Consider the following 15,936-nt stretch of genomic DNA (forward strand, 5'->3'; position numbering starts at 1 on the left):
TGTGGCGAACTTAGTTCATGTCAAAGCGTAGGATGAGGGCATGCCCCGAGATCCGAAAGCACGCCGGGCGGCCCGGCACCTGCAGCCCGGCACCGCCCCGGCCCAGCCGCGCCGTGCACCGCTCACCGTCGACCGCATCATCGACGCGGCGCTGCACGTGGTCGCGACCCAGGGCTATGACGCGCTGACGATCCGCGCGATCACCGGCGAGCTGGGCACCAGCCCGTCCTCGCTGTACGCGCACGTGGTCAACAAGGCCGACATCGACGACCTGATCATCGGACGGCTCAGCTCCGAGCTCGTGCTCCCCGAACCCGACCCGGACCGGTGGCGCGAACAGATCCTGCAGGTGTACGGCCAGATCCGCGACCAGTACCTGCGCTACCCCGGCATCTCCCGCGCGGCGCTGGCCACCGTCCCCACCAACCTGGAGACCCTGCGGGTGAGCGAGGCGATCCTGGCGATCCTGCTCGCCGGCGGAGTGGAACCCCAGACCGCGGCCTGGGCGCTGGACGCCCTGTCCCTCTACGTCGCCGCCTACACCCTGGAGATCTCCCTGGTCCACGCGCGAAAGACCGACCGGGATCAGGAGTGGGTCCTCAGCCGTGACGAACTCCTGCACCGCCTCGGCACCCTGCCCGCTGACCAGTTCCCCCACACCAGAAGCCACGCCGCCGAACTGACCTCCGGAACCGAGCACCAGCGGTTCGACTTCACCCTCAACCTGATGCTCGACAGCCTCACCCGACAGCCCGAGTAGACCTCCCGTAGAAGCAGGCGGGCGGCGGGCGCCCCGGGTGTGTTCCCTGGCTGTCCTCGGCCTCACAACGTGATCACAGTCTGGGCGGCAACGAGCTGACGGTGCGGCACAGCAGTCTGCGTGCCGTCCCGCCACTTCGGCTCCGGCAGCGGGTGCGTGTCACGCCCAGCCTGACGCGCACCCGCCGGTCAACCCAGCTTTCCCAGTCTGACGGCCTGCTTGAGGAAGACGACGCCGTCGATCGTGTCGAGGTGGGCCGGGTCCAGCGGGAAATAGGCGAAATCGCGGGAGGTGCGCGGGACGGGCTTCGTGATGGCCTCGGCCAGGCGGCGGGCGTCGATGAGTGAGCGGTCCCACGGGAGCGTGGACAGGACGCCCTCGACGGTGTCCGGGGGAGGGACGTCGTCGCCGGCCGTGCCGAAAGCTGAGGCAAGGAAAGCGTACCGGTCGCCCAGGTACTTTCCGGCGATCGCGCCCGCGCTCCACCACTCCAGCTGCTGGTCGCCGAACGGCATGACGCTCTTGTTCCGCTGCAGGTGGAGATTGGAGGCGAAGACCAGGGCGGGGCCCTGCTCGGCGATGGCCTGCAGGTTGTCGGCCATCATCGCGTCGCGCAGGGCCGACAGCCGGGTCCACCGTGCCGGGGACGTGTCGGCCATCCAGTAGTGGTAGCGGAGCAGGCCGACGGCCGTGCGCCCGTACAGTGCCGCCCGCTCCGCGTCCTCCGCACTCAGTTGCGGCACCTGCATGTCGAGCAGTGCCACCAGGTCGTCGGCGATCAGTCGCAGCCGCTGCGCGGCGGGGGACCGGCCGATCGACTGGGACGGGTCCATGGCCGTGGCCTCGTTCGACCAGCGGCCGTCCGGGCCGAGCAGCGTGTCCAAGGTTTCGCTGGTGACGACAGTGCGGGGGAGCGGGCCGTCGAGAAGGGCGTAGAGGGCGGTGAGCGCCTGGCGCGGGCTCTCGGCCCAATACTCCAGCGGGCCGTCGAACCCGTAGAACCGGAGCCTTTCGTGATGCTCCTCGTTGTACGCGCGTATCCAGCGCACGAGTTCGCGGTTGGCCGGGAAGGTGCCGAAGTTGTGGCTGAAGCCGCGTTCCATGACGTCATCGAGTGAGCCCGTGCCCGTCGCGATGTAGTCGTCCACCACCAGGCCCCTGAGGCAGTCGCTCTCGATGGCGAACGACCGGTAACCCTCGTGCTCGACCAGATGCCGGAACATCTCGTTGCGCAATTCACCGAGCTCCCCGACGAAGTGCCGGGCCTCGCCCAAACCGAGCAGAAGGGGCTTGGCGGGAAGCGACCGGAGGAACGCCGAGACGCCCGCGCCATTGAGCGCGCGGGCCGTGTCCATGATTTCCATACCTTAAACGCTATCGTTGAACCCTCGGTGTAAACTTTTCGCGGAAATCCTCTCTCTCAGCGCGATGGACCTTCAATCGGTGATGCATCCATGAGGCCAGTGGACCTGGCGCGCGAGCACCGTCTGTCGACCCAGGCGATCAGGAACTACGAGGACGCCGGCATCCTGCCCGCCGCCGAACGCACCGTCCACGGCTACCGCACCTACACGGCGCTGCACGCGCTGGCCCTGCGCGCGTTCCTCGCACTCGTGCCCGGGCACGGCCACCGGACGGCCACGTCGATCATGCAGGCGGTCAACCGCGGTGCCACCGAGGACGCGCTGCGGCTCATCGACGAGAGCCACGGCCAGCTCCTCGACGACCGCCGCACCCTCCAGGCCGTCGAAGCCGCGCTCCGCGATCTGGCGCCCGTGCCGCAGGAGCGCGGCGACACGTTCATCGGCCCGCTGGCCAAGCGGCTCGGCATCCGCCCTGCCACCCTGCGCAAGTGGGAGAGCGCCGGGCTGGTGCGGCCGCGCCGCGACCCGCAGACGGGCTACCGGGTCTACAGCGCAGCCGACGTGCGGGACGTCCGGCTCGCTCACCAGCTCAGGCGGGGCGGCTACCTGCTGGAACAGATCGCCCCGCTGATCGCCCAGGTCCGCTCCGCCGGAGGCGTCGCCCCGCTGGAGTCGACCCTGCGCGACTGGCAGGGCCGCCTGTCCGCCCGAGGCCGCGCCATGCTGAAGGGCGCCGCCGACCTGGACGCGTACCTTCGCGCCCGCGAGCCCTGAGGCCGAGTCACGTCCGCTGACGGCTGCGGTGTCAGCGGGTGCAGACGGGTACGAGCGGTACGACGATCGCCGCGGCCACGAGGTGGGCGCCCATGAGGACGGCCCTGGTCGACGGCGCCGCAGAGATGACGAGGTCAGGCACGGCGGACAGCACCGTGAGAGCGGCGGTCACCGCCACGAACGCGCCTGGGGGACGCGGCCCAGCGTCGCAGCGCTGCGGCCAGCACGATGCCGATCGCGGCGCACGCCAGCGTCAGTTGGGTGAAGCCGAGCAGCGGGATCGGTTCGCCGTCGATCTCCAGGGACACCCCGCGCTTCGGGCGATGGCGGCGATGGCGGTGGTGGCCAGGGCGGCGGCGAGCCCGCCGGTGCGCCACAGCGGGACGGCGTGACGCGAGATCGTGGTTGCGGACGGAGCGGCGGTGTGGCTGACGTTGTTCATGCGCTTTCCTTCGTCGGCGTGCCGGGCGAGGTGTTCGCAAGGGCAGACCTGGCGGCCCGATCGGGGTCATGGCTTCACACGCTCAGAGCCCTGGGTGTGGGTCCGGGCACGGTGGCAGCATCGACCAGGCGCGCGACCAGTTGCTCGTAGGACAGGCCGGCTGCGGCGAACATTCTCGGCACCTGGGACTCGGCCGTCATCCCCGGCATGGTGTTGACCTCGTTGAGGACGGGCCCGTGGTCGGTGAGGAAGAAGTCGATGCGGGCGACACCGGCGCAGCCGAGCGCGTCGAACATCCGCAGCGCCGCCCCGGTGAGGGCTGACCGGTCTCTGTCGCCGATGTCGGCGGGCACGCCGAACCGTGCTGAACCGTCGTACTTCGACCGAGTGTCGAACAGGCCGGTGGTGTGGATCTCCAGTGGTGGCGACGCCCATCGACGGCCGTCGGCCTCCCGCAGGACGGCCACATCGATCTCCCGGCCCGGGACGACGTCCTCGACCAGGATCCGGTCGTCGAATCGCGCCGCACTGCGCAGCGCGTCGTGTAGCTCGGAGGCGTCGCGTGCCAGGGCAACACCGAAACTCGACCCGGCCGAGACCGGCTTCACCACCGCAACCTTCTCGAATTCGACATCGGCGATCTCTGACGCCGCCACCAACCGGCCGGGAGCGGTGCGGATCCCGAGGGCCTCCGCCACGAGCTTGGTCGCCCATTTGTCCATGCCGAGCGCTCCGGCGCGCAGTCCTGAGCCGACCATCGGCGTGTGGGTGAGGGCGCACAAGGCCGCGAGGGTCCCATCCTCGCCGGACGGGCCGTGTACTGCGGGAAAGACGACGTCGGCACGTTCAATGACGCCCAGTGCCGCGGCCAAGGAACCGATGGCCTGTGACCCGAGCGCGTCCGCTCCTCTCCTCCATATCCCGTCGCGGTCGATGGTCAGCTCGTCCACGTCGAATCCGCTGGAACGCAGCGCCTTTGCGACCGCTGTGGCCGTGGCCAGAGAGACGTCGTACTCGGCGTTTTCCCCGCCGCCGATCACAACGATTCGCTGTGTCATGCGGTGCTCCTTTTCACGCGCGGCCCGATGCCGGTAACGATGGTGTGCGGAATGGTCCCGGCCCAACGAGCCCAGTCCTGGACGGCCGGGACCGCACCCCCGTCCGGGCCGAAAACGGTCGCGGACGTGCCAACGGAGAACGACTCGGCACCGGTATCGATCACGATCTGGTCCATCGAGACCCGTCCGACGACCGGGAAACGGCGCCCGCAGATCTCGACGCCGGCCTGGGACGAGAACTCTCGCGGGATCCCGTCGGCATAACCGATAGGAAGGACGCTCAGATGGGTGGCGCGATCGGTGACATAAGTGCCGTCGTAACCGACCGGCGTGCGGGCCTCAACCGCCGCTGTGTGCACGATCGGTGCGGTCAGACGGGACGCGCCGTGCATCTTCACGGTTCCGGAGGGATCGATGCCGACCAGTCCCGCCCCGACGCGGACCATATCGAAATGTGTCGCCGGGTCGGTCAGCGTCCCCGACGTGGCCGCAAGATGAGCAAGCGGCGAACCGAGCCCCGCGTCCCGGACCGCCTGCCGCGCCTCGCGCATACGAGCGACCGCCGGCGCGTTCGCCGCGGGCTCGGCCCGGTCGACCAGCGGAAGATGCCCCATGACACCCACGACGCGAATCCTCCGAGCCCGTTGACCACGCTGAGCGATGCCGATCAGTTCGTCCCACTGCCCGCGGGGGCAGCCGCCGCGGGACATCCCGGTGTCGACATGGAGATGAATCCGCACCGTCGACGCGGGCTGAGAAGCGCGCCGATCTCGTCCACCGACCCGACCGCGACATCGACCCTGTTGGCCGCCGCCGCCTCGGCGTCGATCCCGAAGGGGTGCAGCCAGGTGAGAATCGGCACCGCCAACCCCGCGGTGCGCAGCGCAGAAGCCTCCGTGACGCTCGTCGTCCCAAGCCACCCGGCACCGGCGGCAACGGCGGCCTCGGCGACCGTGACCGCGCCGTGGCCGTAACCGTCGGCTTTGACCACGGCCATGATCGTGCTCCGGGTCCGTGCACGAATTTCGACCACGTTCGCAGCCACCGCCACCGGGAGCGTCTCCAAGGTCGGCGGACGAAAGGTGCTTGGTCGGCGCTGAAGCGCGACCGGGGCCCGGTTCACGGCCGCATCCTCGGGTCCTCGGTCGGATCCGTATACATCGGCGGGCAACCGTCGTCGACGGCATTTGGACGCAGTTCGTAATGCCATGGCTCATTGCGATAGATCTGACACAGCCCGTATGCGACACCGTGCTCAGAAAGCCAAGCCGCGGCATGGGGCGGGCCGATGTCGACCGCCTCACCCGACACATGGGCAGATGTCTCCGGAGTGGCCACCCACCGCGCGGCCTCTTTCTGCGAGCCGTACTTGACGACAGCGTCCTGCAACAATCGCTGCTGATACTCGGGCGACCGCCAACCGCTGTTGACCCGAAACCGGACGCCGTCGGCTTCTGCGTCCATCGCCGCCCGACGCAAGGCATCGAGGAGGTCCCTGTCGAGCTTGCCCACCGCCGGAATCTCCTCGTCGAACACCGACACCGCCGCCCCGCCGGGAATGACACCGTCACCCTCGTCCAGGGTGGTCTGTCTACTGCTCGACAGGTCGACTTCGGCCGACGAATCCGAGGGAGCGGACGCGACGAGCGGCCACTGCACGAACGCGGCGATTGCTACACCGAGGATCGTCACACCGACGAGCACGACCCCGCCTGTACGACGAGCCGGCGTTGACAGTGATGCGCTGTGGTCCATGCCTCCACTGAAGGCGGAAAGCTGTTGCGGTGGCGTATGCGGTTTTCGATACGCCCGCGATACACGGAATCCCGATCATCAGGAAGTGGCGCAAGATGGTCTCGCCGCTGGTAATTACGCACGGCCAGCCGCGCGTCCCGCCCTGGCATGCACCCGAACACGCTGCTTCGCGGTGGCCGGTGGGGGATGCTGGGGAAGGTGTCCCGGATACTGGCCCGGCGCGAGGGCTTCGTCATCAGCGATGACCCGGACCTGATCCAGGTCGACGTCGTCCACGGCTTTCTCACCCGCGAGTCGTACTGGCGGCCAGGCGTGACCCGCGAAGTGGTGCAACGGGCAATGGCCGCATCACTGTGCCTGGGCGTCTACACCGACGACGAGGCGATGGTCGGCTTCGCCCGGGTGGTGAGCGACACCGTCACCTATGCCTGGTTGGACGACGTCTTCATCATCTCGGCCTACCGCGGCCAAGGCCTCGGCGACTGGTTGATCGGGATTGCGCTGGCCCATCCCGACGTCGCAGACGTCGCCGCCATCATGTTGCTGACCGCCGATGCCCAACAGCTCTACGGCCGACACGGGTTCCAGGAATTCTCCGGCTGGGAGTCGGTCATGATCCGAACCAAGCCCGAGCCCACCGACTGACGGCCTGCCCCTCGCAAATCGCCGGACTCAGTCGTGCTACGGCAGGAATCATCGACCGGCACTACCGCTACCTGACTTGGGACTGAAGTCAGCGACAGGCGTCGTAAGACTGGCAGGCCTCCCGCGCCTCCACGGTCCCAACGACGTGGGCGGTGGTCGTTGGCTACGGCTGTAGCCGGCCACACTGCGCCAGCACCGCCACGCACACCACCAGCAGCGCGCGATGGCTCGGCCCCGAGACGCATCCGAAGAAGAAGCCACGCCGGCGTCAAACCGAGCGACCGCCTAACGGGACCTTTCGTTCTGATGCTGGTTGCCCCCATGGCGCGCCGCGAGCGCGCGCCTAGTTCGTCGGCCGCCTCGAGGCTGATGCGTCCCAGTGCCGCGATCTGCCGTAGCACTTCGTTCAGCAGGTCGATCTTCCAGCACCTGGCTGGACGCCCGCCCCTTCCTGGATTACATTACGTGTCAGTTTCGTTTCGTTAACCGAGAGAGGTGGGCGGTGTCGGATGGGCGTGGGCCCGCGCCGGTGCGCGGCAGGCCTCGTGACGCCGGACGTGACATCGCGATCCTTGAGGCGACGCTGCTGGTGCTGACCGAGGTCGGATACGACCAGCTGACGATCGACGCGGTCGCGGCCCGGGCGGGGGTCGGCAAGCCGACGGTCTACCGGCGCCATCGGGGCAAGGCCGCTCTGGTGGCCGCGGCGGTCGAACACCGCGCGCCGGCGACACCCCCGGCCACCCCGCCGGGCGATCTGCGTGCGGCACTGCTGGCGACCGTGCAGTGGCTGGCCGATCAGATCGCCGGGCAGGAGATCGGGCTACTGGGCGCCTTGTTCACCGGCATGCGCAGCGACCCCGGCCTGGCTGCGGAGATGCGGCGGATCCTGCGCCGGGATGAGGCGGCGATGACCCAGGAGCCGTTCCGCAGCGCCGTTGAGAGCGGTGAGCGGTTGGTGCCCGGCGCGGCCGCGCTGTTCGCCGAGATCGCCCCGGCCGTCATCGTGCACCGGCTCGTCTTCGCCGGCCGGCCCTGTGACCGGCCGTTCGTGGAGCACCTCGTCGACGACGTCCTGCTCCCGCTACTGCAAGTGCGATAGCGGCCACCGCTGCACCAGGGCCGTGGCCCCGGCACGGGGCAGCCCGGATTCGGTGAGACCACCGACAGGAGAACTAATCATGATCATCGTCACCGGCGCGACCGGCGCCCTCAACGGCGCCACCGTCCAACACCTGCTCAAGCTGGTCCCCGCCGGCCGGATCGGCGTCAGCGTGCGCGACGTCGGCAAGGCGCAGCACCTCGCCGACCGCGGCGTGCGCGTGCGGCGCGGCTCCTACGACGACCCGGACGCCCTGCGTGACTCGTTCGAAGGCGCCGAGCAGGTGCTGCTGGTCTCCTCCAACGACCCCAGCGCCGACGCCGTCGCTCTGCACCGCACCGCCATCGAAGCCGCAGTCGCAGCCGGCGCGCGGCGCATCCTCTACACCAGCCACCAGGGCGCCGGTCTCGACAGCCCGTTCCCGCCCGCAGGCGACCACGCCGCCACCGAAGCGCTGCTCGCCGACACCGGCATCGCCTGGACCTCGCTGCGCAACGGCTTCTACGCTCACAGCCTGGACTGGTTCCTGGGCCCCTGGCAGCAAACCGGAACCATCACCGCCCCGGCCGACGGCCCCGTCTCCTGGACCGACCGCGCCGACGCCGCCGAAGCCGCCGCGCTGATCCTCGCCGCCGACCGCTCTTTCGACGGCCCGATCACCCTCACCGCTCCCGACGCCGTCACTTTCGACGACATCGCCCAGATCGCCTCCACCCTCACCGGCCGCACCATCGAACGGGTCGTCGTCGACGACGAGCAGTGGATCGCCGACCAGGTCGCAGCGGGCTCCCCGCAGGCCACGGCCCGCATGCTGCTCACCCTCTTCCAGGCCGCCCGCCAGGGCCGCTTCGCCGGAGTCGACCCGCTCCTGACCGAACTCCTCGGCCGCACCCCGCGCTCGGTCACCGACCTGCTCACCGACCGCACCACCAGACAAAGCCACAGCAGCCACTGACACCCGGCCGCCGACGCCAGCCGCCCAAGCCCGATCGGGTGTTGAAAATCGTCGACATGCAGGTCCCCGAGGCTTCCACACCGCATGGTGGGGGCTGGGCGGAATAGGGCAGAAGGTGATCACGCCCCCGGATGATTGCCAACTCCTTGACGTGACTCTTGTTCGGTGGGTCGCTGCCCGGCAGTGGCGCGAGGGCAGCGGCGAGGGTCGGTGCTCGTCGCGGCCCTTCGGGCCGGTGTGCGGGGATGGTCAGGTCAAGCGTCCGCCCAGGCCGCCCTCGGGCCGACCTTCTTCGATGGCGGCGAGGTCGTCGGCGCTCAGGGCCAGGCCTGCTCGTCGCCATGGCAGCTGGCCCCGCCCGTGCTTGATGGGAGATCAAGCGGGCCGCTGCGACGGGCTCGCGGTGGGAGCGAGGAACGGTTGAAGACCACCAGCATCTCGTCGGGCGGGCCTCTCCAGCGAGGTAGTGGCCGTAGTCGAGGGTGATCACGCTTTCCACGTCGTCGGCGGCAAGCGGCATGGTCTTTTCGACCAGGTCGCCGGAGTTGCCCGCTCCGGCGATCGCCAGAACGGGGATGGTCAGCCGCCGGGCCTTGCGCCGCTGGTTCTGCGCGATGGTGGTGTCGAGCGCGCGGTAGAACGCGAAGCTGGCGCGCAGGGCGTCGGGGTCGGAGGCGAGGGGACCGACGTAGCGTTCGACGGCGTGGTCGGGGAGCTTGCGGACGGCCTTGGTGGCGATCTGGTGCCCGACGAAGATGCGCTCCTTGCCCTGGATGAGCAGCTCGGTGAGGCGGTTGAAGGCGAAATGCCAGAGCCGGTCGTTGGCCTGGGCGCCGTGGAAGAGCGGCGGTGAGGGGGACAGGGCCGGGATCGCGGCGGCTTGTCCGACAGTCCGACGCCGGCGCCCGCGTGGATCGCGCCGGCGACGAACAGCGGCATTCCTCGTCCGGTTCCGGTCGGACTGTAGCTACGTCATTGGCGGCCGATCTTGTCGAGTTCGGCGAGGTCTTCGGGGGAGAGGCGGAGTCCCGCGCCGGCGACGTTCTCGCGGAGGTGCGCCGTTGACGAGGTTCCGGGGATGAGCAGGATGTTCGGGGACCGGTGCAGGAGCCAGGCCAGGGCGACGGACAACGGCGTGGCGTTCAGCCGGGCGGCCACGGCGGAGAGCGCCGAGGACTGCAGGGGGCTGAAGCCGCCGAGTGGGAAGAAGGGCACGTAGGCGATGCCCTGTTCGGCGAGTTCGTCGATCAGCTTGTCGTCCTGGCGGTAGGCGAGGTTGTACATGTTCTGCACGCACACGATCGGTGCGATCGCGCGTGCCTCGGCGACCTGCTCCGCCGTCGCGTTGCTCACGCCGAGCTGCCGGATCAGTCCCTGCTGCTGGAGTTCGACGAGTGTTCCGAGCGCCTCGGCGACGGATTCGGGTCGAGGCCCCTCGGCGTCGCCGAGCCGGAGGTTGACCAGGTCGAGCGCGTCGAGGCCGAGATCTTCCAGGTTCTCGTGGACGGCGCGGCGCAGATCCTCGGGCTTGCGGGCAGGGGGCCAGCCGCCCTGAGGGTCGCGGTCGGCTCCGACCTTGGTCACGATGTGCAGCGCTTCGGGATAGGGGTGCAGGGCTTCACGGATGAGCCGGTTGGTGAAGCGCGGCCCGTAGGCGCCGGCGGTGTCGATGTGCGTGATCCCGAGATCCCTGACCTCGCGGAGGACGGCGAGTGCGGCGTCGCGGTCCGCAGGCGGGCCCATGACCCCGGGACCCGCGAGCTGCATGGCGCCGTAGCCGAACCGGGAGACGGACAGGTCGCCCAAGATCCAGGTGCCGCCGGGAAGGGAGGAGGCCATGCTCTTACCTCTGTCTTTTCGTGGTGTGTGCGAGGGTGCCTTGCGGCTCCTCGACACCACTCTTAGGGAGTAACCTTCCAAAAGGAAGTAGGCACCTCAAAGTGCGTAGGGGACCTTGAGGGCAGAAGGAGCGAGCAGTGGCGACAACGACGGCGGCCCAGCAGCGGGCACAGTCCAAGGTGGAGTACGACGCTTTCCTGGCGGCGTGTCCGAGCCGCGAACTGCTCAACCGGATCTCCGGCAAGTGGGTCGCACTGATCCTCGCTGCCCTTGGCAGCGACGGCCCACGTGAGCCAGGCGATGTCTGCGTCGGCGAGCCGCGGCCGATGCGCTACTCGGAGCTGTCGCGCATGCTGGCGGGTGTCAGCCAGAAGATGCTCACCCAGACGCTGCGCTCGCTGGAGCGCGACGGACTCGTCAGCCGCGCCGTGGTGCCCACCGTGCCCGTCACGGTCACCTACGAGCTGACCGACCTGGGCGTCTCCCTGCACCACATGGTGCGTGGCTTGAAGAGCTGGGCCGAAACCCACATGGACGACGTGATCGCCAACCGCGCGACGTACGACACCAGGACCGACTGAACGACGGCCCCGGCCCGCATCCCGTTAGCCCGGACGCTGGACGCAGGCGCAGTCCGCCTCTGGTCCCGTCGCTGGAGCGCTACGGGCGCGCGAGTGTCGAATGGCGGGTGGTGGGCGATCACCATCCGGCGGTTATTCGGGGGGCTGCCTGGCTGCGATGAGAGGACCGATTACCTGGGTGCCCGGGCCGACGCGGCCGCCGGGGCCGGGGAGTTGGGTGGTGTTGTCGACGGTGAGCGGGTGGCCGCAGTGCCCGCACGCCATCACCGGCTCGGTGTCGTGCCCGCATTCCAGGTGGCGGATGCGCAACGGCGGCCCGGATTCCCCGCTGTGCCAGCGGTCGCCCCACCGCATCAGGGCGAGCAGGACGGGATAGAGCTCCTCGCCCTTCTCGGTCGCGAGGTAGTGCTCACGCGGCGGACGGTCCTGGTAGCGCTCGCGGGTCAGAACGCCCTCCTCCACCAGCCGCGACAGCCTGGCCGCCAGCACCTTGCGCGAGACGCCCAGGTCGCGGGCCAGGTCGTCGAATCGGGTCACGCCCATCAGGACGTCCCGCATGATCAGCGCCGTCCATGCGTCGGCGAACAGATCGGTCGCACGCGCGATCGAGCACGCGACGTCGGCGAGGGAGGTTCTGGTCACCCACCGAGGCTACCCGAGTTCCCTTAGGGTACTAGTATGAGTTCCCTCAAGGAACTAAATGGAGGATGTCGTGGCTCCGATCATCGAACTCGACTCACGGACGCCGGGGGCAGTCGACGGCCGCCACGTCCGCGCCCTCGCCTTCCAGGAGGTGCGCCTTGAGTACCTCACCTCGGCCCTGCGCCGGCTCGGCATCGACCCCGCCGAACGACGCGCGCTGGTCATCGGCAGTGGACGCGGCCTCCTCGCCCGGGGCCTGGCCGGGCTCGGCTTCGACGTCGTCGCCCTCGACCCGTCCCCGGACGCGACCGACCTGGCGCGGCGGGCGTCCCACGGCGAGGCCGTCGAATACGTCACGGCGCCCGCTGAGAACCCCGGTCTCGCGGGCGGATACTTCGACGTCGTTTTCTGTACTGACACTTTCGAGATCGCTGAGGACCTCGACAGGGTTGTGGCGCACGCGTCACGTCTGCTGCGGCCAGATGGTGTCCTGTTCTACGACACGGTCAACCGAACGCCGGTGTCCCGGCTGATCTACCTGTGGGCCTTCCAGTCGTTGCCGTTCACGCGGATCATGCCCCGTGATCGCTACACGGCCGTGCGGCTGCGCACCCCCGAGGAGGTCCGGGCCGCGCTCGCCGCCCACGGCCTGCGCAACGAGGACGTCTGCTCCTTCAAGCCCAAGAGCGTCCTCGGCCTCGTCCGTGCCATCATCGCCCGCCGGAGCGGGAAGATCACCGATGAGGCGGTCCCGGCGATGACGGGCTTCGTCCTCGAACCCGGCGGCAGGCCGGTCGTCACCTACCTCGGGTGCGCCCGTCCCCGCGAGGGTTAGAGGGAGCCCCCCCGCCCTCGCGGATCGGGGATGGCGCGTCGACAGGCCCGAAGCCGCTCGGGTGCGTCCGCGGAACGGGCGACTAGTGAGTTAGTTTGCTAGCATGTTCGCGTGGGCGACGAGGACGTCAAGCAGTTCAACGTGTACCTGCCGGTCGGACTGATCAAGCAGGTCAAGCACCGCGCCATCGAGTCGGAGCTGTCACTGTCGGCGCTGGTGGCGCAGGCGCTGCGCGCCTATCTCGACGACGACGGCACGCCGCAACGGCGATCAACCGAGAAGGAGACCTGAGATGAGCACCGAGGGCATCGAGGCCGTGTTCCTGGAGACCCACAACTGGGGGAAGGCGGCCAAGTTCTTCCAGGCGCTGGGTTATGAACTCGAGTTCTCGACCGATCACAACTCCGGGCTGCTGCGCAACGGCGACGGGCCCTACATCTTCATCGCCGAGATCCCCGAGGACCGGGAGCCGCAGGCGCGGACGGTGCTGAGGGTCCCCGATGCGGACGCCTTCCGCGCCGACCCGGCCGTCGAGGTGGTGTCGCCGTTCGAGGAGACGCACTACGGAACGCGGGAGATGACCGTCCGCGACCCCGACGGGCGGCTGTGGAGCCTGCAGACCCCGCTGACGAAGTGATCCGGGCGGCGCCGCCCGGGGGAAGGGACAGGTGCGTTCGGCGATGGCGGTGAGGTGGGCGACCAGTTCGGGCGGGCCGAGCAGGTTGTAGTCGACGTCCAGCGGGCGATGCGGCGCGCCAGGTGGTGATGTGCCGGGCGCGGGCTCCTGGGCGGGGGGCGTGTAGCAGCAGCCGGGCGCGGACCGTGCCGATTCGCCGGTGAGGTGGTCCATGGCCCAGGGCGTGGCGTCGGCGCCGCCGGGCAGGACAGGCGGCGGCGCGGGCACCGGTGCGCTGCGGGCCAGGGGGCTGCGTCCGGCGCCGGGGCGGAGCGTGGAGGTCGTCGTGGAGGCGGCGATCGGGATCGCCGACGCCAAGGGGATGGCGACGCTGTCGAGCGTGGTGCGGGGCGCGGGGCGCGGCGCAGACGGTGGCCGAGTCGTGGCAGGCGGTGCGGGGCGACGGGCCTGTCGAAGGCGCGGTAGTGGCACGGGCGGCGAGGCGCTGCTGGAGGTGGCCCCGGGAGGCCGGCTGAGCGGCGCTCGGCGTCCAAGGGTGTGCGGTGCGAAGTGCTCGGCGTGAGGGAGGTCTCGGTGTCGGCACGTCACATCTCAGGGGGCTGCGGCCTCATCTTTGTATGGACGTTTCTTCTGTCGCGCCGCCCGTGGCGGCGGCGCCGGGCGGCGAGCGGGCGGCCGCGGGGTTGGACGGCGTGGCGGGTCCCGGGTTCATGGACGTGTTCGCGCACGCGGGGCACGTGGCGTTCCGCAGGGATCTGGAGCGGCTGGCGGCGGCCGCGGCGGCGGGCAGGGCTCGCGCTCCGCTGGTGCTGGCGGGCTGGGAGAACCTGAAGGAGCAGCTGCGCCTGCACAACGAGCTGCAGGAAAGCGTGTTGTGGCCGCGAGTGGAACGTGCGGTGGCCGGCCACCGAGCCGAGCTGGGTGTCGTTGCGGAGCTGCGGGCCGAGCATCCTCGGATCGAGGTGCTGGTCACGGCGGTGGACGCCGCGCTGGAGGACGACGAGCAGGGCCCCAAGGAGGTCGTCGCCGCGGTGCAGCGGCTGCGTGATGCGCTGGAGGTGCACTTGCGGCACGAGGAGGCGGGTGCGCTGCCGTTGGCGCGGCGGGTTCTGGAGGCGGCGGACTGGGCGGCGTTCGCCGCGGACACGGTGTCGCTGTGGGCCGCGGCGGGAGCCGGGTGCGGGGAGCGGACGGTGCCGTGGATGGTGGACGGGATCGCGCCGGTCGAGCGCAGCCGGTTCCTGACGTCGCTGCCGCGGGAGGTGCGGGAGCTGAGCCGGCTGCGGTGGGAGCCGCGTTACCGCAGGCGCCGGCTCTGGAGCGTGTGACGCCCGGTGGAAGCCGGTGTCACCACGGGACGGCGCGGACGGTGACGTGCCGGTCGGCGGGGTTGTAGTGCGACATGAGCAGCGCCGCGGTGGTGCTGAGCTCGGGGTGTCCGATGAAGGCGCGGCATTGGTCGCTGCCGCTGCCGCCCGAGCAGGGGACGGTGCCGCCGCCGGCCGGCCGCCAGGGGCCTTGCGGGGCGGGTGCCCGCCAGAGCCGGTACCGTCCGTCCAGGCTGCGCTGTTCGATGAGGACCAGGCCCTTGCCGGCGGCGGTGTAGTCGGCGATGTGGACGGCGGCGGGCGCGGCGCCGGGGACGACGTTCTCGGCGAGGGAGGCGTCGGGCGTCCATCCGGCGGGGGACCAGTACCGGTAGGCGGACGGGTCGCGCCGGGCGGCGGGGTCGGCGGGGACGCGGGCGAGGGTGACGCGGCCGGCGGCGCAGGTGGCGGCGGTCCAGGTGTCGCAGGTGGATCCGTACAGGTAGAGGTGGCCGTCGCGCAGGACGGGTGAGCCGAGGTTCAGCTGGAACGGCAGGCCGCCGGGGAGGGTGAACACGCGGGTCTGGCCGTTCAGGGTGCCGTCGGCGGGCCGGTAGGCGGCGATGCCGTATCCCTGGGCGGTGATGGTGGCGCCGTGCGCGCACACGTCGGTGTAGGTGAGCAGGACGGTGCCGTCGGCGGGCAGGCGGGTGGCGCCGGAGATCCAGGAGGCGCTGTAGGCGGTGCCGGGCAGGTGGCAGGGGACGCCGCCGGGCAGGACGAGACCGGGCGGGGTGCCCAGGAGCGGCTGCGGCGGCCGGTCGGCCGGGGCGGCGGTGGCGGTGGGAGGCGTGGCGGGGTGGCCGGGGGCAGGGAGTTCGGTGAGGTCGGTGGGGACGCGTCCGGGGGCGGCGGTGCCGGTGGCGGCGGTGGCGCCGAGCGCCAGGCCGGGGTGGGCGCCCTTCCAGATGGAGTCGCAGAACAGCCAGAGGCTGCGGTGGCCGGTCAGGGGGACGCTGTAGCCGCAGTCGCGGTCGATGGTGTTGCCGGCCGCGGCGGTCTCGTAGCGCGACAGGACGGGGCCGGGCGGCGCGGCGCCGGGCGGGGCCGGCCGGTCGCGGTGCAGGAGGACGGTGACGGTGACGGCGGTGGTCAGCAGCGCGGCGGCGAGGAGGGCCGCGGGTTCGGCGATCGCGGCGCGTCCGGGCGGCCGGCGACGGGCCCGGCGACGGGCCCGGCG

The 15,936-nt window shown here is 70.5% G+C and carries 19 protein-coding genes and 2 pseudogenes; 12 read left to right on the forward strand and 9 right to left on the reverse strand.

What is annotated here, in order from left to right; genetic code table 11:
• Positions 1-40: 40 nt before the first annotated feature.
• Complete coding sequence (locus tag ABD296_RS29975) at positions 41-760, forward strand: TetR/AcrR family transcriptional regulator (RefSeq protein WP_344274528.1); 720 nt, start codon at positions 41-43, stop codon at positions 758-760.
• 188 nt (positions 761-948) lie between these two features.
• Here ABD296_RS29975 and ABD296_RS29980 read toward each other — a convergent pair whose 3' ends face one another.
• A complete protein-coding gene (locus ABD296_RS29980; protein ID WP_344274530.1) occupies positions 949-2,124 on the reverse strand; it encodes an erythromycin esterase family protein in 1,176 nt (391 codons plus the stop codon).
• Between the two features lie 90 nt (positions 2,125-2,214).
• Between ABD296_RS29980 and ABD296_RS29985 the strand changes: the two genes are divergently transcribed.
• The gene (locus ABD296_RS29985) at positions 2,215-2,898 is read left to right on the forward strand and encodes a TioE family transcriptional regulator (RefSeq protein ID WP_344274532.1); all 684 of its coding nucleotides are present in this window, start codon (positions 2,215-2,217) and stop codon (positions 2,896-2,898) included.
• Positions 2,899-2,929: 31 nt separating this feature from the next.
• Here ABD296_RS29985 and ABD296_RS50690 read toward each other — a convergent pair.
• The 5 genes and pseudogenes from ABD296_RS50690 to ABD296_RS30010 all read right to left on the reverse strand — a co-directional run bounded on the left by ABD296_RS50690 (position 2,930) and on the right by ABD296_RS30010 (position 6,102).
• Positions 2,930-3,410 (reverse strand): annotated as a pseudogene (locus ABD296_RS50690) (DUF6069 family protein).
• A gap of 4 nt (positions 3,411-3,414) precedes the next feature.
• Positions 3,415-4,398, reverse strand: coding sequence for a D-alanine--D-alanine ligase family protein (locus tag ABD296_RS29995; RefSeq protein ID WP_344274536.1), 984 nt, complete (start codon positions 4,396-4,398; stop codon positions 3,415-3,417).
• Positions 4,395-4,844 carry an alanine racemase C-terminal domain-containing protein gene (locus ABD296_RS30000; RefSeq protein ID WP_344274580.1) on the reverse strand — a complete coding sequence of 150 codons (450 nt, stop codon included), beginning with the start codon at positions 4,842-4,844 and terminating at the stop codon, positions 4,395-4,397. The genes ABD296_RS29995 and ABD296_RS30000 overlap by 4 nt, the downstream gene beginning before the upstream one ends.
• A 21-nt stretch (positions 4,845-4,865) precedes the next feature.
• A pseudogene (locus tag ABD296_RS30005) lies at positions 4,866-5,608 on the reverse strand (alanine racemase); the annotation flags it as partial.
• The gene (locus tag ABD296_RS30010; RefSeq protein WP_344274538.1) at positions 5,518-6,102 is read right to left on the reverse strand and encodes a M15 family metallopeptidase; all 585 of its coding nucleotides are present in this window, start codon (positions 6,100-6,102) and stop codon (positions 5,518-5,520) included. The pseudogene ABD296_RS30005 and the gene ABD296_RS30010, both read right to left, overlap by 91 nt.
• 249 nt (positions 6,103-6,351) lie before the next feature.
• On the opposite strand from ABD296_RS30010, the gene ABD296_RS30015 reads away from it, so the two are divergent.
• The 4 genes from ABD296_RS30015 to ABD296_RS30030 all read left to right on the forward strand — a co-directional run bounded on the left by ABD296_RS30015 (position 6,352) and on the right by ABD296_RS30030 (position 9,708).
• Positions 6,352-6,798 (forward strand): GNAT family N-acetyltransferase, encoded by a 447-nt coding sequence (locus ABD296_RS30015; protein ID WP_344274540.1) that lies wholly within the window; start codon positions 6,352-6,354, stop codon positions 6,796-6,798.
• Between the two features lie 502 nt (positions 6,799-7,300).
• A complete protein-coding gene (locus ABD296_RS30020; protein WP_344274542.1) occupies positions 7,301-7,900 on the forward strand; it encodes a TetR/AcrR family transcriptional regulator in 600 nt (199 codons plus the stop codon).
• 79 nt (positions 7,901-7,979) lie between these two features.
• Positions 7,980-8,855 carry an NmrA family NAD(P)-binding protein gene (locus ABD296_RS30025; RefSeq protein WP_344274545.1) on the forward strand — a complete coding sequence of 292 codons (876 nt, stop codon included), beginning with the start codon at positions 7,980-7,982 and terminating at the stop codon, positions 8,853-8,855.
• A 466-nt stretch (positions 8,856-9,321) separates the two neighbouring features.
• Positions 9,322-9,708: a hypothetical protein gene (locus ABD296_RS30030; RefSeq protein ID WP_344274548.1), complete on the forward strand. Its 387-nt coding sequence runs from the start codon at positions 9,322-9,324 to the stop codon at positions 9,706-9,708.
• Positions 9,709-9,827: 119 nt separating this feature from the next.
• Here ABD296_RS30030 and ABD296_RS30035 read toward each other — a convergent pair whose 3' ends face one another.
• Entirely contained in the window at positions 9,828-10,694 is an 867-nt protein-coding gene (locus ABD296_RS30035) for an aldo/keto reductase family oxidoreductase (protein WP_344274551.1), read from the reverse strand.
• A 137-nt stretch (positions 10,695-10,831) separates the two neighbouring features.
• Between ABD296_RS30035 and ABD296_RS30040 the strand changes: the two genes are divergently transcribed.
• Entirely contained in the window at positions 10,832-11,275 is a 444-nt protein-coding gene (locus ABD296_RS30040) for a winged helix-turn-helix transcriptional regulator (protein WP_344274554.1), read from the forward strand.
• A 132-nt stretch (positions 11,276-11,407) separates the two neighbouring features.
• On the opposite strand, the gene ABD296_RS30045 is transcribed toward ABD296_RS30040, so the two are convergent.
• Entirely contained in the window at positions 11,408-11,917 is a 510-nt protein-coding gene (locus tag ABD296_RS30045; RefSeq protein ID WP_344274557.1) for a winged helix-turn-helix transcriptional regulator, read from the reverse strand.
• Positions 11,918-11,987: 70 nt separating this feature from the next.
• On the opposite strand from ABD296_RS30045, the gene ABD296_RS30050 reads away from it, so the two are divergent.
• The 5 genes from ABD296_RS30050 to ABD296_RS30070 all read left to right on the forward strand — a co-directional run bounded on the left by ABD296_RS30050 (position 11,988) and on the right by ABD296_RS30070 (position 14,717).
• Positions 11,988-12,752: a class I SAM-dependent methyltransferase gene (locus tag ABD296_RS30050; RefSeq protein WP_344274560.1), complete on the forward strand. Its 765-nt coding sequence runs from the start codon at positions 11,988-11,990 to the stop codon at positions 12,750-12,752.
• A gap of 111 nt (positions 12,753-12,863) precedes the next feature.
• On the forward strand, positions 12,864-13,043 hold the full coding sequence (locus tag ABD296_RS30055) for a ribbon-helix-helix domain-containing protein (protein ID WP_344274563.1): 180 nt from the start codon (positions 12,864-12,866) through the stop codon (positions 13,041-13,043).
• Position 13,044: 1 nt separating this feature from the next.
• A complete protein-coding gene (locus ABD296_RS30060; RefSeq protein ID WP_344274566.1) occupies positions 13,045-13,389 on the forward strand; it encodes a VOC family protein in 345 nt (114 codons plus the stop codon).
• A gap of 211 nt (positions 13,390-13,600) precedes the next feature.
• Positions 13,601-13,951: a hypothetical protein gene (locus ABD296_RS30065; protein WP_344274569.1), complete on the forward strand. Its 351-nt coding sequence runs from the start codon at positions 13,601-13,603 to the stop codon at positions 13,949-13,951.
• Between the two features lie 55 nt (positions 13,952-14,006).
• The gene (locus ABD296_RS30070; protein ID WP_344274571.1) at positions 14,007-14,717 is read left to right on the forward strand and encodes a hemerythrin domain-containing protein; all 711 of its coding nucleotides are present in this window, start codon (positions 14,007-14,009) and stop codon (positions 14,715-14,717) included.
• A 19-nt stretch (positions 14,718-14,736) separates the two neighbouring features.
• Here the strand turns inward: ABD296_RS30070 and ABD296_RS30075 are convergent.
• On the reverse strand, positions 14,737-15,936 hold a 1,200-nt coding region (locus ABD296_RS30075; protein WP_344274574.1), incomplete at its 5' end, for a hypothetical protein.

This window comes from Actinomadura napierensis (assembly GCF_039529375.1).
In the GTDB taxonomy this organism is placed as follows: Bacteria; Actinomycetota; Actinomycetes; order Streptosporangiales; family Streptosporangiaceae; genus Spirillospora; species Spirillospora napierensis.